At 55.2% G+C, this 18,404-nt stretch carries 17 protein-coding genes; 11 read left to right on the top strand and 6 right to left on the bottom strand.

Annotated features, from left to right (window positions below; all coding sequences use genetic code 11):
• Window positions 1-6 precede the first annotated feature (6 nt).
• The 3 genes from D467_RS0114130 to D467_RS0114120 all read right to left on the bottom strand — a co-directional run bounded on the left by D467_RS0114130 (window position 7) and on the right by D467_RS0114120 (window position 2,093).
• The gene (locus tag D467_RS0114130) at window positions 7-672 is read right to left on the bottom strand and encodes an isochorismatase family protein (RefSeq protein WP_018918179.1); all 666 of its coding nucleotides are present in this window, start codon (window positions 670-672) and stop codon (window positions 7-9) included.
• Window positions 673-736: 64 nt separating this feature from the next.
• Window positions 737-1,630 carry an isocitrate lyase/PEP mutase family protein gene (locus D467_RS0114125; RefSeq protein WP_018918178.1) on the bottom strand — a complete coding sequence of 298 codons (894 nt, stop codon included), beginning with the start codon at window positions 1,628-1,630 and terminating at the stop codon, window positions 737-739.
• 67 nt (window positions 1,631-1,697) lie between these two features.
• A complete protein-coding gene (locus tag D467_RS0114120) occupies window positions 1,698-2,093 on the bottom strand; it encodes a nuclear transport factor 2 family protein (protein ID WP_018918177.1) in 396 nt (131 codons plus the stop codon).
• A 213-nt stretch (window positions 2,094-2,306) separates the two neighbouring features.
• Here D467_RS0114120 and D467_RS0114115 point away from each other — a divergent pair, with 213 nt between their 5' ends.
• The 6 genes from D467_RS0114115 to D467_RS0114090 all read left to right on the top strand — a co-directional run bounded on the left by D467_RS0114115 (window position 2,307) and on the right by D467_RS0114090 (window position 8,390).
• Window positions 2,307-3,110, top strand: a complete 804-nt coding sequence (locus D467_RS0114115) for a GntR family transcriptional regulator (RefSeq protein WP_018918176.1) — start codon at window positions 2,307-2,309, stop codon at window positions 3,108-3,110.
• A gap of 206 nt (window positions 3,111-3,316) precedes the next feature.
• Window positions 3,317-4,744 (top strand): 3-isopropylmalate dehydratase large subunit, encoded by a 1,428-nt coding sequence (gene leuC, locus D467_RS0114110; protein ID WP_018918175.1) that lies wholly within the window; start codon window positions 3,317-3,319, stop codon window positions 4,742-4,744.
• Entirely contained in the window at window positions 4,744-5,382 is a 639-nt protein-coding gene (gene leuD, locus D467_RS0114105) for a 3-isopropylmalate dehydratase small subunit (RefSeq protein WP_018918174.1), read from the top strand. The genes leuC and leuD overlap by 1 nt, the downstream gene beginning before the upstream one ends.
• A gap of 109 nt (window positions 5,383-5,491) precedes the next feature.
• The gene (gene dctP / locus D467_RS0114100; RefSeq protein ID WP_018918173.1) at window positions 5,492-6,490 is read left to right on the top strand and encodes a TRAP transporter substrate-binding protein DctP; all 999 of its coding nucleotides are present in this window, start codon (window positions 5,492-5,494) and stop codon (window positions 6,488-6,490) included.
• 80 nt (window positions 6,491-6,570) lie between these two features.
• A complete protein-coding gene (locus D467_RS0114095) occupies window positions 6,571-7,077 on the top strand; it encodes a TRAP transporter small permease (protein WP_018918172.1) in 507 nt (168 codons plus the stop codon).
• Window positions 7,077-8,390 (top strand): TRAP transporter large permease, encoded by a 1,314-nt coding sequence (locus D467_RS0114090; protein ID WP_018918171.1) that lies wholly within the window; start codon window positions 7,077-7,079, stop codon window positions 8,388-8,390. The genes D467_RS0114095 and D467_RS0114090 overlap by 1 nt, the downstream gene beginning before the upstream one ends.
• A 216-nt stretch (window positions 8,391-8,606) precedes the next feature.
• On the opposite strand, the gene D467_RS0114085 is transcribed toward D467_RS0114090, so the two are convergent.
• Window positions 8,607-9,122, bottom strand: a complete 516-nt coding sequence (locus D467_RS0114085; protein WP_155826500.1) for a DUF2946 domain-containing protein — start codon at window positions 9,120-9,122, stop codon at window positions 8,607-8,609.
• A gap of 337 nt (window positions 9,123-9,459) precedes the next feature.
• Between D467_RS0114085 and D467_RS0114080 the strand changes: the two genes are divergently transcribed.
• On the top strand, window positions 9,460-10,854 hold the full coding sequence (locus tag D467_RS0114080) for a PepSY-associated TM helix domain-containing protein (protein WP_340139694.1): 1,395 nt from the start codon (window positions 9,460-9,462) through the stop codon (window positions 10,852-10,854).
• Window positions 10,855-10,932: 78 nt separating this feature from the next.
• On the opposite strand, the gene zigA is transcribed toward D467_RS0114080, so the two are convergent.
• Together zigA and D467_RS0114070 are read right to left on the bottom strand one after the other, a co-directional pair.
• Window positions 10,933-12,159, bottom strand: coding sequence for a zinc metallochaperone GTPase ZigA (zigA, locus tag D467_RS0114075; RefSeq protein WP_018918168.1), 1,227 nt, complete (start codon window positions 12,157-12,159; stop codon window positions 10,933-10,935).
• Between the two features lie 93 nt (window positions 12,160-12,252).
• Window positions 12,253-12,528, bottom strand: a complete 276-nt coding sequence (locus D467_RS0114070) for a TIGR03643 family protein (RefSeq protein ID WP_018918167.1) — start codon at window positions 12,526-12,528, stop codon at window positions 12,253-12,255.
• Between the two features lie 241 nt (window positions 12,529-12,769).
• On the opposite strand from D467_RS0114070, the gene D467_RS0114065 reads away from it, so the two are divergent.
• The 4 genes from D467_RS0114065 to aceK all read left to right on the top strand — a co-directional run bounded on the left by D467_RS0114065 (window position 12,770) and on the right by aceK (window position 18,386).
• Entirely contained in the window at window positions 12,770-14,185 is a 1,416-nt protein-coding gene (locus D467_RS0114065; RefSeq protein ID WP_018918166.1) for an ethanolamine ammonia-lyase subunit EutB, read from the top strand.
• Window positions 14,175-15,005 carry an ethanolamine ammonia-lyase subunit EutC gene (eutC, locus tag D467_RS0114060; protein WP_018918165.1) on the top strand — a complete coding sequence of 277 codons (831 nt, stop codon included), beginning with the start codon at window positions 14,175-14,177 and terminating at the stop codon, window positions 15,003-15,005. Before D467_RS0114065 ends, eutC begins: the two co-directional genes overlap by 11 nt.
• Before the next feature lie 100 nt (window positions 15,006-15,105).
• Window positions 15,106-16,542 carry an ethanolamine permease gene (gene eat / locus D467_RS0114055; RefSeq protein ID WP_018918164.1) on the top strand — a complete coding sequence of 479 codons (1,437 nt, stop codon included), beginning with the start codon at window positions 15,106-15,108 and terminating at the stop codon, window positions 16,540-16,542.
• An 89-nt stretch (window positions 16,543-16,631) separates the two neighbouring features.
• The gene (gene aceK / locus D467_RS0114050; RefSeq protein WP_018918163.1) at window positions 16,632-18,386 is read left to right on the top strand and encodes a bifunctional isocitrate dehydrogenase kinase/phosphatase; all 1,755 of its coding nucleotides are present in this window, start codon (window positions 16,632-16,634) and stop codon (window positions 18,384-18,386) included.
• The last annotated feature ends 18 nt before the right edge of the window (window positions 18,387-18,404 follow it).

Below are 18,404 nucleotides of genomic sequence, written 5' to 3'. Positions count from 1 at the left end.
TATGCGTTACGCGTTGCCGTCAAGCCAGGCCAAAACATCGGCCACTGACATCACATCGGCATATTTGAGGTGCAGATCGGTCAGGTTGGCGTAGTGGTAGCTTTCGTGTTTATCAGAGACGCACTCCATGGGCACAATCGTGCGATACCCTCGCGAGAGGCTTTCTACGGCGGTGGCGCGAATGCAGCCAGACGTAGAACCCCCGGTAATAATTACGGTATCGACCTGGTGCCAGACCAGCAGCGATTGCAGCGGCGTTTCAAAAAACGCTGAGGGCATGCGCTTGGTGTAGATAACGTCGCGGCTGCGGTCGATCTCACAGCGCTCATCGAATTCGGCGCGCTCCGAGTCATACTTGATGTTCTGCAATGAATCCGGCGTATCGGTACGCGTGCCCCACACGCCTGCGTCCTCGGCCGAGTCCAGGAAAGCGACGTGTGTCCAGACCACCGGCCAACCTTTCTCCCGAAAACCACGTGCCAGCTGGTTGGTGTAGTCCAGCTGTTTTGGGTCGGTTTCATAAGCGGTCTTGAAAAGATCGGTGCGGGTGTAGGCTTTTTGCGGGTCCACGTTGACCAAAACGGCCTTTTTGCCAAAGCCGAACGGCACCCGCTGGGGGGTGGCCATGACGTCAAAAAAGATCTCTTTGGCTGTTTTATCGGTGGTCTGCATTGTCGTCTCCTGAATTTTATTTATTGAAACTTATTACTAGCCACGCCCATTAATGATCAAGGTCTTAGCGGTTGTCGTACTGCTCGCCAAGCTCCAGCATCGCCTGAGTGCCCAGGTAGTCGTTAAGCTGTTTGAAATCGAGCATCTGGTCGCGGAAGGCATCGGTGGTGCCATCCTGCTTGAGCGTGGCAAAGAAGCGGCTGGCCATATGGGTGATCGCTCGCACTAAAGCACCGGGGAAAATGACCAGCGAAAAGCCCAACGCTTCGAGCGCCTGGGCATTCTGCAGCGGCGTATCGCCACCCTCTACCATGTTGGCCATGATGGGCACTTTGCCTTTGAACTGCGCCATGATTTTCTGGATATCGTCATCGCTGCGGATGCCTTCGATAAACAGCATATCCACGCCGGCTTCGAAATAGGCCTGGGCACGCTCGATGGCGCTATCGGTGCCTTCCACGCCTAGGGCGTCGGTTCGGCCAATGATCAGCGTCTTATCACTCTCCCGAGCGTCCAGGGCTGCATGCAATTTTCCGACCATTTCGCTTTTGGAAACCAGCGTCTTGCCGCGCAGATGGCCGCAGCGCTTGGGGTAGGTCTGGTCTTCAAGCTGAATAGCGTTGGCGCCTGAGCGCTCCAGCATATGTACACTGCGCATCACGTTCATGGCGTTACCGAAACCGGTATCGCAATCCACGACCACCGACAGATTAGTGCGCTCGCGAATATGCGCCATGGCGGTGCAAATTTCGGTGATGCTTAAAAGGCCGATATCGGGGCGACCCAACTGGGTGTAGGCAAGACTCGCACCCGAAAGGTACACCGTATCAAATCCTGCCTGCTCGGCCAGTGACGCACCCAAGGCATCGAACACGCCAGGCGCTACGACAATGGGCTTTTCATGGAGCAGTTGCTTGAGCTGCGTTGGCTGGTATGTAGCGGGTTGTTGGCGTGTCATAAACGTCTCGTTATTTTCCAGTGAAGCGTTAGCGATTGAGTCGAAGCATCAACAATGAATCAGGGCGTTAGCGAGAAATCAGCGCCAAATCGTTCCAAACGTCCTGACGGGTAATCAGGCCATCGATTAGTTCAAAGCGGTCGATAAAACGCACGCCGGTTGATGTCGTGCCGTTCAGCCATTCCACGCTCAGTTCGCCGTGGCAAAACACGATGGTGTGGTTTTCCTTGCTGACGCTGTCGATGGCGTGAAAGGTCTTGCGAACGTGGCGGTAACGGGTTTTGGCCCACTCCACCAGCTCACTTAGCCGGTACATGGGCGGCGCATCGGGAAAACGCATGACCGCGCCTGGCGCAAGAAACGGTTCCGCTTCTGCCAGATTGCGCATTTCAAGCGCGTTTAAAAAAGCGCGCACTCGCTGCGAATCGTTGTCTGTTACGTTAGCTGGTGCTGCGTTAGCCATCGTTAAATTTCCATACGGTTGGCCGCTCGTTTAAAGCCTCGCCAGCTGCGCTACTGGCAGGGCGGTGATTCTGCAATAATGACGTTAAACGACAGCAGTTGTGTTATTAGTTGTCTGTCTATATGTATTATATGTAATACATTTTTATGTCTATTATTATCCCCGCGTCAAGCTTGGCGTGTTTTTTTAACAACAGCAAAAGGAGCGGCATGAATGAGTGAGGCGCAGCCTTCGGCGATGGGCGGTACAAAATCGCACCGAATTTATCTGCTGCTGAAAGATGCCATTCTCAGCGGCCGATTGCCGACAGGCAGTAAGCTGCCGGGCGAAAACAAGCTGGCCGAGCAGCATGGCGTATCGCGCGTTACCGTTCGGCGTGCCATGGAAGCGCTGCAGTCGTCAGGACTGGTTGAGCGCAAGGCGGGGGTGGGTACGGTAGTGCTGGAACACCCGCTGGACGCCACGGTAATGACAGCCAGCGTGTCAAACCTGTTGCCCAACATGGTCAAGATGAGCCAAGCGTCTCAGGTGCGGCTGCTTGAGTTTGCCTATGTGCTGCCACCGGAAATGATTCGCGAGCTTCTGGGTATGGCTCATGGCGGTAAAGTGCAGCGCTCGGTGCGGGTGCGTATGGTCAATGACAAGCCGTTTTCCTATCTGGTGACCCACGTGCCGGAGTCGGTGGCGCTGCACTATAACGAAATGGATCTGGCCAATACGCCCCTGTTCGTATTGCTGGAGCGCAGCGGCGTAAAGGTCGACCATGCTTCTCAATCCATTTCCGCTACCTTGGCCAATCATGAGGTTGCCGAAGCGTTAGACGTGGCCGTAGGCTCGCCGCTGATTTCATTGACCCGCGTGGTGTACGACGAACAGGGGCGTGGCGTGGAGCATCTGGAGGCGCTGTATCGCCCTGACCGCTACCGCTTCCAGATTGACCTGGAGCGAAACGGCGACGACCACTCACGCTACTGGGAGCCCAAAGTGGGCGGAATGCCTACGCAGAGTGAAGGGTAGCGACGAAGCAGGATCCTCGATTTTAATGTATTATTTTTAATACAGATTTAAAAATACAAAAAATACATTTGACCTGTGTTGTGATAGTGCGCTAGTTGTATTGGGGTGAGGTAAGGCAGCTCGATAATGAAGGTTTATCAAACGCTAAGAATAATTGTCTGAAAATGATTCCAACGTAGACCGTGCCGATACAACGAGTTAATACAATGAGTACACCCACAACGCTGTTTGATAAGGTTTGGCGTGCCCACGAGATTCATCGCAGCGAGAGCGGGCAAAGCCTTTTATGGATTGATCGCCACTTCGTCCACGAAGGCTCCTTTCATGCGTTCAACAAGTTAGGCGAACGCCAGCTGCCCGTGGCCCGGCCCGACCTGACCTTCGGTATCGCGGATCACTATGTGCCCACTCTGTCTCGCGACCTTGAAAGCGTGGCGGACCCAAAAGTGCGCTCCATGATCGAACAGCTGTCGGACAATACCCAGCGTCATGGGGTCACTCTGTTTGGCCTGGATGATCCGCGACAAGGCATTGTTCACGTGATGGGGCCCGAACAAGGGCTAACTCAGCCCGGATTGGTAATGGTCTGTGGTGACAGCCACACCGCCACCCATGGCGCATTCGGCAGCATCGCCTTTGGCATTGGCGCCTCAGAAGTGGCGCATGTGCTGGCAACGCAAACCCTCTGGCAAACCAAGCCTAAGGTAATGCGCATCACCGTTGAGGGTAAGCTTGCTCCAGGAACGACTGCGAAAGATATCGCGCTTACCTGGATTGCCCGACTGGGTGCCGACGGCGCTCGCGGTTACGCGATTGAGTACGCCGGTGAAGCAATCCGCTCACTCTCCATGGAAGCCCGTCTAACGCTGTGTAACCTTTCGATTGAAGGGGGCGGACGCTGCGGCATGATCGCCCCGGATCAAACCACGCTTGACTACCTGCGCGACAAGCCCTGGAGCCCGAAAGGCGAAGCCTTTGAGCAGGCATGTGCTTATTGGTCAACGCTGCACAGCGACCCGGAAGCCCGCTTTGATCTTGAAGTAACGCTACATGCCGATGAAATTGCTCCCACCGTGACCTGGGGCGTTTCTCCTGAGGAGGCGTTGCCGATTGATCAGGCGGTACCCGAACCCGAGCAGATTAGCGACCCTGCCAAAGCGCGCCAGGCTCGCGAAAGCTTAGCGTATATGGGGTTAACGGCCGGTCAGAAACTCACCGACATTGTGATTGACCGGGTGTTTATCGGCTCGTGTACCAATGCGCGTATTGAAGATTTACGCGCGGCGGCCAGCGTGTTGGCAGGCCACAAAAGCCGCGTGCCCGGCATGGTGTCGCCGGGATCAACGCTAGTAAAAATTCAGGCCGAAGCCGAAGGTTTAGACCGCATCTTTATCGAGGCGGGCCTTGAATGGCGCCATTCAGGATGCTCCATGTGCGTAGGCATGAACGGTGACCTAGTCGCCAGTGGTGAGCGCTGTGCATCGACTACCAACCGCAACTTTAAAGGCCGCCAAGGGCCTGGCGCACGTACCCATTTGATGTCGCCTGCCATGGTGGCTGCCGCCGCCATACGCGGACAGCTCACGGATATACGCACGCTGTCTTCTCAGGCCGACACAACAGGAGCCCACTAATGCAACCTTTAACCGTATTAGAAGCCCTGGGCTGTGCGCTACCGGCCGCCAATGTGGATACCGACCAACTGATCCCCGCCCGCTTTATGAAAGAGCCGCGCAGCGTGGGTTACGGTCAGTTCCTGCTTTATGACGTTCGCCACAACGAGCAGGGCACGCCTGATCCTGAGTTTATCCTGCACCGGCCGGGCGCTGATGATGCCGAGGTGCTGGTAAGCCGCCGCAACTTTGGCGCGGGTTCCTCTCGTGAGGCCGCGGTCTATGCGCTGGTCGATTACGGCTTTCGGTGTGTTATCGCGCCCAGCTTTGGCGATATTTTTGCATCCAATGCGGTGAATAACGGTTTATTGCCCGCCGTGGTGGAAGAGGACGATGCCGAACGGCTGCTCGCTGCGCTGGGTGATCATCCCGCCAATATTCAGGTAGATCTGGTAGAGCAGCGTATTCGCGTCGCCGAAGTCGATGTTCAGTTTACCGTTAGCTCCGTTTGGCGCACCAAGCTTCTTAACGGCTGGGACGATATTGATATGACCCGTCAGCACGCAGAAACGATTGCCTGTTTTGCCGACGACTACGCAAGAAAGTTTTCATGGGCAGCGCCACAGCCGCCGGAAACGAACATTATCAGCAAAGGGTAGCGAGACTACCTCAGGTTTACCCACTTATAACAACAGTAAGCACGCTTGCCGCAATGGATCCGAAACAATAACGACCCTATAAAAGACCACCTTGTGCAGGAGACACACCATGAAAAAAACAGCGATAACCTTTAGCGTGCTGGCGGCCATGGCCTCAAGCCAGGCAATGGCGATGGATCAGATTACGGCCGTGCATGCGTTTCCTCCTTCCCTGATTTATACCCAGAGCTTTTTAGAGTTCGTTGATAAGGTCAACGAGCGCGGCGAAGGCGTTGTGCAGATCAACGTGCGCGGTGGCCCTGAAGTCATTGGCCTGTCCGAGCAGCCTGATGCCGTGCGCAATGGTGTGGTGGATATGGCCTATACCGCCGCGAGTTTTTATGCCGGTACCGTGCCTGAGCGCGACGCCATGGTCGCCTCCAACACCAACGCGATTTATGCCCGTGAGAATGGCGGGATTGACCTGCTAAATGAAATCCACCAGCAAAAAATGGGTACTTATTACCTGGGATGGTTCGACAGTGGAGTGAGCTACAACTTATATACCATAGACGAACCAAAAGTGGATGCTGAGGGCAATCTAAGCATCTCTGGTCTGCGACTGCGCAGTAACCCTGTGTATGACGCCTTCTTCCAGGATTATCTGGGCGCCCAGCCCATTAGCCTGCCGACTACCGATGTTTACGCCGCCCTTGAGCGTGGTGTGGTTAACGCCACGGGCTGGACTCAGATTGGTCTTAAAGACCTCAACTGGGACCGCTTCTTAAACTACCGCGTTGATCCAGCGTTCTTCTCCACCGACATGGGCGTCATCGTTAACCTGAATAAGTGGAACCAGCTAAGCGAAGAGGCTCAGCAGATTCTTCAGGAAGTCGCGATTGAGCACGAACGTGAAAGCGCTGAAAAACTTGAGGAGCGCTCCCTGGAGCAGCAGGCTCAGCTGGAAGCCGATGGCATACAGGTCATCACGCTAGAAGGCGAAGCCAGTCAACGCTATGCCGATGCTGCCCGCGATGCCACCTGGGAACGCATGCGCCGTCAAATGGAGCGCCATCCCATGGGGCTTGAGCACTACGACGAGCTGCTGGAAAAATTTAACGATTTATAAAACGCATGAATCTGTAAAACATATGGGGCGCCGGTTTTAGGGCGCCTCTGATTCGGGCAGTTACTGAGTTAGGTTTTTCTATGCGCTACGTACAACGTGGTTATCTGCTGCTGCTTAACGGCATGGCGCTACTGGCGGGCATCATGCTGGTTTGGCTGATGGTAGCGGTGGTGCTTTCAGTGGTAATTCGTAATTTAGGGCTTCAGCCTTCGGCTTGGTATTTTCTTTCGACCGAGTACGCCATGTTCTACCTCACGCTCTTGGGCGCTCCTTGGCTGGTGCGCCAGAAAGGGCATGTGCATATCGAACTTCTGACCGCCGCGCTACCTCTGCCGGTACTTAACGTGTTAAGCCGCGGTGTATCGCTTATCTGTGTGGTGGTGTGCGGCGTTCTGGCGTGGAAAGGACTGGATCTTTTCCTGCTTAACCTAGAGCGCAACGACTACGATGTGCGCGCCTTTTTCGTGCCCAAGTGGATGCTGACCATTGTGTTTCCGATCAGCTTTACCCTGATGGCCATTGAGTTTGGCCGCTTTGTAGTAGGTCACGATATTCTTCACAGCGGCGAAGCGGGGATTAAAGAATAATGGAATGGTACTTTGCACTCGCTTTTCTACTTTCGCTCATTCTACTTTTTATGGCCATTGGTACCCCGATTGCCCTGGCCTTTTTAGCCGCCAACGTGATTGGGGCCTGGCACTTCATGGGTGGCCAGGCGGGCATTATTCAAATGCTCAACAACGGGTTCGGCGCGCTTTCCAGCTTTAACCTGGTGCCTATTCCGCTGTTTCTGCTGATGGGGGAGCTGTTTTTCCGTACTGGGCTTGGCATGAAGATGTTTAACGCCATTGACCAGCTGATGGGTAAAGTGCCTGGCCGGTTGTCTTACGTCACGGTAGTGGGTGGAACGGCGTTTTCGACCTTAAGCGGCTCTTCCATGGGGTCGACTGCCCTGATGGGGTCGCTTCTGGTGCCGGAAATGGAGCGGCGTGGTTATAAAAAGAAAATGGCGATTGGCCCTATTCTGGGTACTGGTGGTCTGGCCATTATTATCCCTCCTTCGGCGCTGGCGGTGCTTCTGGCCACGCTTGCCAAGGTGGATATCGGGGCTTTGTTGATCGCCGGTATACTGCCCGGGCTAACGCTTGCCGGTTTTTATATTGTGACGATTTTCATTCAAACAAAGCTGGACCCTGATGCAGCACCCAATTACGAGTTGGAACCCGTTCCGTTAGCCACCAAGCTGCGCCTTATCGTGACCGATATTCTACCGATGCTCAGCGTGATGGTAATTATCGTCGGGCTGATGCTCGTTGGGTTTGCCACTCCGTCAGAAGCTGCTGCATTCGGGGCGCTGGGTGTGATCATTTTAGGGTTTATCTTTCGCTGCATGACCTGGGATGCATTCAAGCTTTCCGTTATCGGCGCGCTAAAAGTTACCCTGATGGCCTACCTGATCGTGTTTGGTTCGGCCACGTTCAGCCAGCTTCTGGGCTTTTCTGGCGCTTCAGGTGGCCTGATTCAATGGGCAACTAGTTTTGATTTGTCACCCATACTGATGCTTCTGGCAATGTTTGCAGTACTGCTGGTGCTAGGCACGTTTATGGAGCAGATCTCTATCATGATGCTTACCGTGCCGATTTTCTTCCCGCTGGCGCAGGCGCTGGGGTTTGATCTTGTCTGGTTTGGCGTAGTGGTTCTGTTGGCTTTGGAAATCAGCTTTTCGACACCGCCGCTTGGGCTCTTGCTGTTTGTCATGAAAGGCGTTGCCCCGCCCGGCACCACCATGCGCGAAATCTACTCAGCAGCCATTCCGTATATTGTCTGTTCCATGCTGCTGGTGGCCTTGCTGGTAGTGTTCCCCAGCCTGGCAACATGGCTTCCCAGTATGGTGCGGTAAGCATAGTTTCAAGAAGACACACCTAAATGAGTGTCTTTTGAAAGTCCAACTTAGGATTATCTTTATAGCCAGCGCTTAGCTGGCTTTTTTATTACTTTTAATACCTTTTTTAAGAGTGATTAAACGGATATGACATAAACATTGAGAGGAAGTGTTCAAGATATATTGAAAAAAACGTTTATAGATAAATTAAAAGCGCACTAAAGCCGAGCCTTGTTATGCTTTAGAAAAGCTTAACAGCCCTATTTCTTTTTTACTATTACGCGTTACTATCAATACTGTTCGCGTATAATGTTTTAAGCAGCCATAGATAAAAGAGGGCGGCCCGCGGGTTAATGCATGCGGGTAGTTATACTGAAAAAGCGCCCCAGCTTTAGGCGCAAGAAACTCACCACCAAGTGCTAAAAAAGCGTCATTGGCAATGGCAGGTAACGCGATTGAAAGCGACGGGCTGTGTTGCCACAGCTCACAGTAGCCGCACAGATTGTGCCAATCCGATAAGGCGTTTGACGGAGATAGACCAAGAGCCTTATTCATCGGACTGATAGTGGGCTCGGCTTGGTGGGCTACAGGATGACCTGCATGCTCATCAGCAGAGTGGCCATAATGTTCGTCGCCAGTCGGATGCCCATGGCTGTGGGCATGCTGAATATGCGTATGACCATGATGGCCGTGAGCGTTATGACTGGCCTGCAACTGAGAAATGAGCGGGCCCGCAAATAACAGACACATGGCTGCCCACGCCATCGCTAACGTAAAGCGATAGTAGAGCAAGCGTGCTGAGCGAGACAGCGCCATCAAATTCAACCCTCAGGGCATTCATTAGTGGCGTTATTGTAGCAGCCCTGCGGATGGTCGCTATTACATTATGAAATAAATGATTGGCTGGTTTATAACGTCTGAAAGTGCTGAATCTTATGCGACATAGCACCACATACTTTACGCCCGGTGTTTGAAAAGCTGTTTAACATGCTGCTTATAGTTATTTAGGCAGATTTTAAATGGCTAAGAATTTTGCACACTGTGTATTTATAGAAACCTGCTCTAAACCCTTAGGGAAAGTTAAAAGATGCTAAAGAAAGAATCCCACCCAGCACCGCCTAGGCGAAGTGGAAAAATTCTCTTTGCACTATTAATGCGAATGCACTTCTATGTAAGCTTACTGATAGGACCTTTTATACTGGTAGCGGCCTTGACCGGCATCATATACGTGTTAACACCTTCGGTAGAAACATGGCTTTACCGTGATGCGTTAACCGCTACTACGCCTGGCACCGCGCAGCCACTGGCTAGGCAAATTGAGACCGCCCAGCTAGCTACCGGTCAGGATACATTACCGGCAGCAGTTCGCCCCGCGCCGGATGCATACAGCACCACGCGGGTCATGTTTGCCGATCCAGCGCTTGGCCCTTCCGAGCATCGTGCCATTTTTGTTGACCCGGCAACGCTTGAAGTGAAAGGCGATATGACGGTTTACGGCACCAGCGGCATATTGCCTTTTCGTACCGCCATTGATCAATTTCACCGAGGCCTGCTGCTAGGCGATACGGGGCGACTTTACAGCGAGCTGGCCGCCTCGTGGCTATGGATTATTGCCCTGCTGGGGCTAATGCTTTGGGTCGCGCGCCGTAAAGCGCTGAGCGGCCAAAGCCCACGCATGAAACCCAGGCGCCACCACGCCACCGTGGGTGCGTTGGCATTCGTCGGACTGCTGTTCTTTTCGGCCACCGGGCTTACCTGGTCTCAGTGGGCTGGAGGCAATATCGGCGAGCTAAGGCAGGCCTGGGGATGGGGTACGCCTAGTGTGTCTACCGTACTCGAGGTGTCCGGCAATGCGACGAGTCATGACCCTCATGCCCATCACGATATGCATGCCGACCACGGCGTGAGTAGCGCCCCCGAAGTGGGTGAGTACGCAAGCCCTGAAGGGTTTGATCAGGCGCTGTTGGTGGCTAGAGGTGCTGGGTTAATGGCGGATAGGATTCAGATAGAGCCACCTGCCAGTGAAGGCCGAGCGTGGCGTGTGGCTGAAGTTGACCGCCGCTGGCCAACTCAGGTAGATCAGGTCGCCCTGAACCCCGGCGATATGCAGATTCTCGATCAAACGGATTTTTCTACCTTCCCTCTGGCGGCAAAGCTGACGCGTTGGGGCATCGATTTGCATATGGGCGTCCTCTTTGGGCTGATCAATCAGCTGGTGTTGGCTCTGTTTGCCGCCGCCCTGGTTTTCCTGATTGTCTGGGGTTATCGGATGTGGTGGCAGCGCATCAAAAGCACCACGGTTAACCAGGCACAGACCATGACGGCACTGTTTATCATGTTGCCCCTATCCACTCAACTGGGCTTGATTGCCATTATGGTGGGGCTAGGACTCGCCTTGCCGGTACTGGGCAGCAGCCTGATCGTCATTGCGCTGATTGATACGCTACGCTGGTTGATCTCGAAGAAAGCTCAAAAGGTCTAGGCACAAGCGCTGCTATTACGCTTTAACTGAAAAGCCCCAGGTCGTACCTGAGGCTTTTTGGCTAACTCAAAAGCGGGCTTATTCCCACGTGGGGAAGGGGTCAGGAAGCGTTTTCCAGACCTCCATGCCTTCCAATAATTCGGCTTCGCTAAGCAGGCAATCATCCAGCGCTTGGCGCATCCGCGCCTGATCCAGCCCCTGGCCGATAAACACCAGCTCCTGGCGCATATCGCCAAACGGCTCCTGCCATTTTTCCTGAATAAACGCGCGGTATTCGGCATCTTCCGGCCAGCGCTCTTCCGGAATGGCTTTCCAGAACATGCCCGCTACGCCGTGGTGGGCAATGCCGCCTGCCTGGCTCCATTGTCCGGCCCACTGAGGGCGAGTGGCCAGCCAGAAAAAGCCTTTGGAGCGCAATAGGCCCTCGCCGAACCACTCGGAATGGAGCAGATCGTGAAACTTCGCTGGATGAAATGGGCGCCGGGCATGATAAGCGAAACTGCCAATGCCGTACTCCTCGGTTTCGGGCACGTGCTCGCCGCGCATCTCTTTCAACCAGCCGGGCGCCTGCTGGGCACGTTCAAAGTCAAATCTGCCGGTATTTAGCACCTTATCCAGCGGCACGCCGCCCCGACTAATCGGTACCAGCTCGGCATCCGGATTAAGCGAGCGCAGAATAGCCTTTAATGAGGCAAGCTCTTTATCGCTGATCAGGTCCGTTTTACTGATTAATAGCACATCGCAAAACTCGATCTGATCGACCAGCAGGTCGGCCACGTTACGCTCGTCTTCATCGTTCAGGCTCTCGCCGGCCTCTTCCAGGCTTTGCGCTTCGCGGTACTGCTTAAGGAAGTTGGCGCCGTCCACGACTGTTACCAGCGTATCCAGCCGGGCCACGTGAGAAAGGCTCTGGCCGCTTTCATCCTCAAAGGTAAAGGTTTCCGCCACGGGCAGCGGCTCGGAAACCCCGGTGGATTCAATTACCAGATAATCAAACTTGCCCTCTTTGGCGAGCTGATTGACCTCGATAAGCAAATCTTCACGCAAGGTGCAGCAAATGCAGCCGTTGCTCATCTCCACCAGGCGCTCTTCAGATCGGTTGAGCGCCACTTCGCTCTCAAGCGTCGACTCACCGGGGCCACCGCGCACCAGTGCGGCGTCAATATTCACCTCGCTCATATCGTTGACGATCACCGCCACGCGCAGGCCTTCACGGTTGGCGAGAATATGATTGAGCACGGTGGTTTTACCGGCACCCAGAAAGCCCGACAGCACGGTAACGGGCAGGGGAGAAAACGCAGTCATTGCTAGCACGCCTCTAAACGGGTTTATGTTATGTGATAATATAACAATTCGGAGGCGATTAAAAAGCGTGTGTTGCGTCAGACAGGAAAAATCTCAGCGCTTATATTGGGTAGGGCAGTAGCCGCGCAGCACATTTGGCGAGCGCAAAGCGCGATGCTTGGTAGTGCGGCCGGTGACGCGCCTGCGCCAAAGCCGAAACGAGGCGGGCTTTAGCTGTTGGCGCATTACATCAATAACATCGGGTTCTGAAAGACCAAACAGCGTTTCGATGGCTTCAAACGGCGTGCGGTCTTCCCAAGCCATTTCAATCACGCGGGACTGCTCATCATCCGGCAGGCAGCGAAAACGTTTTACCGATGCGTTGGGCATATTGGCACCTTACAGGGAAATAAATGAGAGGCGACGTAACGACGCCATTATAGGGCATCAAAATCGGCCAGTGGTTCAGGTGAGCTTAAAATTGGTACGAAATGTGCTTATAGAATATTGGGTGTTAGGGCAGCAGCCTATGCACACCGGGCGTAGCTATCGTAAAAGCGCTATGGTTAAACCCAATAACTTTCTATTTCGTATCGCCTAGGCGTTAGGAAAATAAATACAAGGAAACACCATGGCCCAGACCTTTCAAACGACGCTAGGCAGCCGCCACTATCGCTTTAGAAGCCTTGCCGAACTGATGGCCAAAGCGACTCCGGCTCGCTCGGGCGACCGGCTGGCGGGTGTAATCGCCGAAAGCGCGGAAGAGCGCGTGGTCGCGCAGATGGTACTGGCGGACCTACCGCTCACCACTTTTCTAAACGAAGCGCTGGTGCCTTATGAGCAGGATGAAATCACCCGGCTGATTATTGATGACCATGACGCCGAGGCCTTTGCGCCCATCCGGCACTTAACGGTGGGGGATTTTCGTAACTGGTTGCTTTCGGACCAGGCAACTTCGGAAGCCCTTAGCGACGTTCGCTCTGGCATTACCCCGGAAATGGCTGCGGCGGTAAGCAAGTTGATGCGCAATCAGGATTTGATTCTGGTGGGCAAGAAATGCCGGGTCGTTACGGCGTTTCGTAACACCATCGGCCTGCCGGGGCGGCTTTCTACTCGACTACAGCCCAATCACCCGACGGATGATGTTACCGGCATTGCCGCGAGCATTCTGGATGGTCTTTTATACGGCAGCGGTGACGCTGTGATCGGGATCAATCCCGCGACTGATAACGTCGCCCAGAGCGTGAAGTTGATGCGCCTGATGGATGACGTGATTCAGAAGTATCAGATTCCCACCCAGTCCTGCGTGCTTACCCATGTGACCAATACGTTGGAGGCTATCGAGCAGGACGCCCCGGTGGATCTGGTGTTTCAGTCAGTTGGCGGTACCGAAGCGACTAACCGCAGCTTTGGATTCGATTTAAGCATTCTGGCCGAGGCTGAAGCAGCGGCTCAGTCGCTGAACCGGGGTACGGTGGGGCGCAACGTCATGTACTTTGAAACAGGCCAGGGTAGCGCGCTTTCTGCCGATGCTCATCACGGGCTTGATCAGCAGACCTGCGAGGCCCGCGCCTATGCGGTCGCGCGTAAATTCAACCCGTTGCTGGTCAATACGGTCGTCGGTTTTATCGGCCCCGAGTACTTATTCGATGGTAAAGAGATCACCCGAGCCGGGCTTGAGGATCATTTCTGCGGCAAGCTTTTGGGCGTGCCCATGGGCTGTGATGTCTGCTATACCAACCACGCCGAGGCCGACCAGAACGATATGGATAACCTGCTGACCCTGTTGGGCGTGGCGGGCTGCAATTTCGTAATGGGCATTCCGGGGTCTGACGACATCATGCTCAATTATCAGACCACCTCGTTTCACGATGCGCTCTACGCCCGTCGGGTGCTCCGGCTCAAAGCCGCGCCCGAATTCGAGCGCTGGCTTACCGAGATGCAGATTTTCCAAGATGTGAAAACGCATCAGCTAAACGACCAGCTGCCCGCCGCGTTTGCCAACAGCCTGCGCCACCTGCCCAAGGAGCCGCGTCATGACGTCTAACAAGCCTATCGTGGTTGAAAACCCCTGGGAGCGGCTGCGCGCGTTTACTGATGCGCGCATTGGCTTGGGCCGGGCTGGTGTCAGCCTGCCCACCGGCAAGCTGCTGGAGTTTCAGCTGGCCCACGCCCAGGCACAGGACGCGGTGCACTGCCCGCTGGATGTCGAGGCGCTGGCTCAGCAGTTGCAAGAAGCCTTTGCGCTTGAACATGAGCCGCTTCGCTTGCACAGCCAAGTGGAGGATCGCGCCATGTATCTCCAACGCCCCGATTTTGGCCGCCGTTTGAATGACGATTCGCGCGAGCGTTTGGAAGCCGTAGCTTCGCAGTCCCGCGTGGACTTGGCCGTGGTGGTCGTCGATGGGCTTTCCGCTTTGGCAGTCCAGCAGAACAGCCAGCCGTTTTTAAAAGCCCTCTATCAACAGTTTGAGCAGGATAGTGCTGAATGGCAGCTGGCACCGCTCACTATTGTCGAGCAGGGCCGGGTGGCGATTGGCGATGAAATTGGCGCGCTGCTCAATGCCGATGCGGTATTGGTGATGATTGGCGAGCGCCCGGGACTTAGCTCACCGGATAGCCTGGGGCTTTATATGACCTGGGCACCCGAGCCCGGGCTCAAGGATGACCGGCGCAACTGTATTTCCAACGTGCGCCCTGCCGGGCTGCAAATGGATGAAGCTGCCAGACGGCTATTTCTGCTCTTGAAAGAGGCGCGTCAGAAAAAGCTTTCCGGCGTCAAACTCAAAGACCGCAGCGAGGATAATGTGCTGGAAGGCGACTCCGCTGCGCCGGGCTCAACGCAGAATTTTTTGGTTTCTGATTAAACTCAAACGTATCACTACTAACAATAATTGAGGACTTGGCATAACAGCCTGACAGCACGCCGCTGACATTCGCTTCGTTCCTCACTAAAAGGGCAAGACAATGACACAATCTTCTGTTAATCAGGCGTACCTGGCCAAGCGCCAGCTGCGTAAAGGCACCGCTGGCTGGCTACTTCTGGCAGGGCTTGGGGTGTCCTACGTTATATCGGGTGATTTCGCGGGGTGGAACTTCGGCATCGCCGAGGCCGGGTGGGGCGGGTTTGCGATTGCCGCCTGTTTAATGGCCTTGATGTATCTGGCGCTGGTGCTGTCATTGGCGGAGATGTCCGCCGCTATTCCCGCCGCCGGAGGCGGCTACAGCTTTGCCCGCCAGGCGATGGGCCCCGCCGGGGGCTATTTAACCGGGCTGGCGGTACTGATCGAGTACGCTCTGGCGCCCGCCGCGATCGTGATTTTTATTGGCTCCGCGGTGGAAGCCCTCACCGGCCTGGATGGGCCGCTGGTGTATCTGCTGTTTTACGCGGCCTTTATCGGCATTCATCTGGCAGGGGTTGGGGAAGCGCTAAAGGTAATGATGGTGATCAGCGGCTTGGCCGTGTTTGCCATTTTGGCCACGGCGGTGGCGCTGATCGGCAGTTTTGATGCGGACAATCTATTCGATATTGCGCCCACTGACGCGGCAGGCGCCAGCACCTTTATGCCCTTTGGCTGGTACGGCATTTGGGCGGCGCTGCCGTTTGGCATGTGGCTTTTTTTAGCCGTGGAAGGCGTACCGCTTGCCGCAGAAGAGGCCAAAGACCCTGCCCGTGATATGCCCAGGGGGATTATTGCTGCGATGCTGTTTTTGCTCTTCACGGCCTTGCTGGTCGTAGTATTGCTGGCCGGGGCAGCCGGGGCTGAAATGATTGGCCAAAGCGGTGTGCCGCTGGTGGATGCACTCAGCGCGGCGGGTAACCCAACGCTTGCTACGCTGGTTAACGTGTTGGGGCTGGCGGGTCTGATCGCCTCGTTCTTCTCGATTATTTATGGCTATAGCCGCCTGGTGTTTGCGCTTTCCCGCGCGGGTTACCTACCGAAAAAGCTGTCGCTGACCAGTCGCCGTAAAGTGCCGTATCTGGCGCTGATCGTGCCGGGCATCTTCGGCTTTCTGGCCTCGCTAAGCGGCGAGGGCGATCTGATCCTGGCGATGGCCGTGGTGGGCGCCACGCTTTCTTATGCATTGATGGCACTTAGCCATATTCTGCTGCGCCTTAAGCGCCCCGACCTGCCGCGCCCCTATAAAACACCTGGGGGTATCATCACGTCTTCCATCGCCCTGGTGCTGGCGCTGGTCGCCCTCACCGGCGTTTACGCGTTTGATCCGCGCGCGTTTAATTACACCATCGTGCTGTTTATCATCGGGGCGGCGTATTACTTCCTGTACAGCAAGAACAAGCTGGTGGCGAAAACTGCCGAGGAGGAGTTTGCGCTGGTCATCGCCGAGCCGGAGGTGACGCCCGCCACGCCAGAGCCGGCAATATCTGGCGCAAAACCGTAACGCGGCCGCCTTGTTGATAAAGCCCCCGCGCTCAATAGCCCGGGGGCTTTTCATCGTATAGGCTGGGGAAAACGCCAAGAGATTCGCCTGTGAAAACCACGCCCGCCGACCGCCTGGCCGCCACCATTCTGCATGGTTTTGAAGCGTATCGAACGCGCTTTAAAGCCATTACCCAAGACGCCCATCGGCGATTTCGCGAGGGCGCCTGGCGTGAAGGGCAGCGGGCCTCGGTTGATCGCATTAACCTCTATCAACAGAAGGTCCAGGAGGGGCTGGCGAGCCTCAAACAGGCGTTTTCAGAAGACACGTTGGCCCACTGCGATCTGTGGCGCGAGGCGCTCGATCAGTATGCCGAGCGGATCAGTCAGCGGCTGGATTACGAGCTGGCCGAGACGTTCTTCAATTCACTGTTTTGCGCCGTGTTCAAGCATCGCCATATCCGCAACGATTGGATGTTTATAGAAAGCTCGCGCACCGACGCCGCGCATCGCTCGGGGATCGAACTATGTCGCCGCCACCGAGTAGGCGGCGATTGGCAAAACGCTTTGACCTGGGCGCTGGAGGGCACCGGGCTTGAAAACCCTTTCGCCGATATGGCCCGCGATACACGCCTGGGCGCGGCGCGTCTGGCAGAGCTTTTGCCAGCCGCCATCGCTCACGCCGAAGACGTCGAGCTTGAGCTGCTCAACAGCGTTTTCTACCGCAATAAGGGCGCCTATCTGGTGGGGCGGATAAGCGGGGGCGGCCAATACGTACCGCTGGTACTGCCTATCCGTCATAGCGAACGCTTTGAAGAAAAAACGGGTGACGATGCCGGCCTGCATCTGGATACCGTGCTGATCGACCCCGACGATGTGGCGATTGTTTTCTCGTTCACCCGCGCCTACTTTCAAGTAGACGTAGCGGTGCCCGGCGAGTTTGTCGACTACCTTCAGACGCTGATGCCCCACAAGCCCGCTGGTGAACTGTATGCGGCCATCGGTTTTTTCAAGCACGGCAAAACCGAGTTCTTTCGTGCCCTGAATCGCCAGGTCGCCAAGCGCGAAGACCGGTTTGTTATCGCCCCGGGCGTGCGCGGCATGGTGATGGCGGTGTTTGTGCTGCCGAGTTTTCGCACGGTATTCAAGATCATCAAGGACAAGTTCGACCCCGCCAAGGACGTGACTCATACCGTGGTGCGCGAAAAGTACCGCCTGGTAAAACGCCACGACAGGGTGGGGCGCATGGCCGATACCCAGGAGTTTTCCAACTTTACGGTCCGCAAAGATCATTTCGACCCCGAGTGTCTGGCCCACCTGCTGGACGTTGCGCCCTCTACGGTTTATTTAAAAGGCGAGAAAGTCATCATCAAGCACTGCTATACAGAGCGCATGATGACGCCGCTGAATATTTATCTGGAGCAGTGTGATGATGAGGCGCAGTTAGCGGTGCTCAAGGATTACGGTGATGCTATCAAGCAAATGGCCGCTGCCAATATTTTTCCCGGCGATATGCTGCTTAAAAACTTTGGCATTACGCGCCAGGGGCGGGTGATCTTCTACGACTACGATGAAGTGTGCTATCTCACCGAATGCCACTTTCGCGCCATTCCTGTCTCAAGCGGTGGTGATTACCTGAGCGGTGGAAATGAAAGCTTCTCCATTGGCCCGAACGATATCTTTCCCGAGGAGTTTGGCCCGTTCATGTTTGCCAACCCGGAGCGGCTGCGGGTGTTTAAAACGTTTCACCCGGAGCTCTTCGAGGTCAGCTACTGGCAGGGCTTGCAGCAGGCCATTGTCGATGGGCGAATCATTGACGTGTACCCTTATGGGAACGAGCAGCGCTTTGTAGACGCTGAACAGTAACCGCGGTAAAGCAGCGAG

The organism is Vreelandella zhanjiangensis DSM 21076 (assembly GCF_000377665.1).
GTDB lineage: Bacteria > Pseudomonadota > Gammaproteobacteria > Pseudomonadales > Halomonadaceae > Vreelandella > Vreelandella zhanjiangensis.
This window is presented reverse-complemented; position numbering and strand designations above follow the sequence as displayed.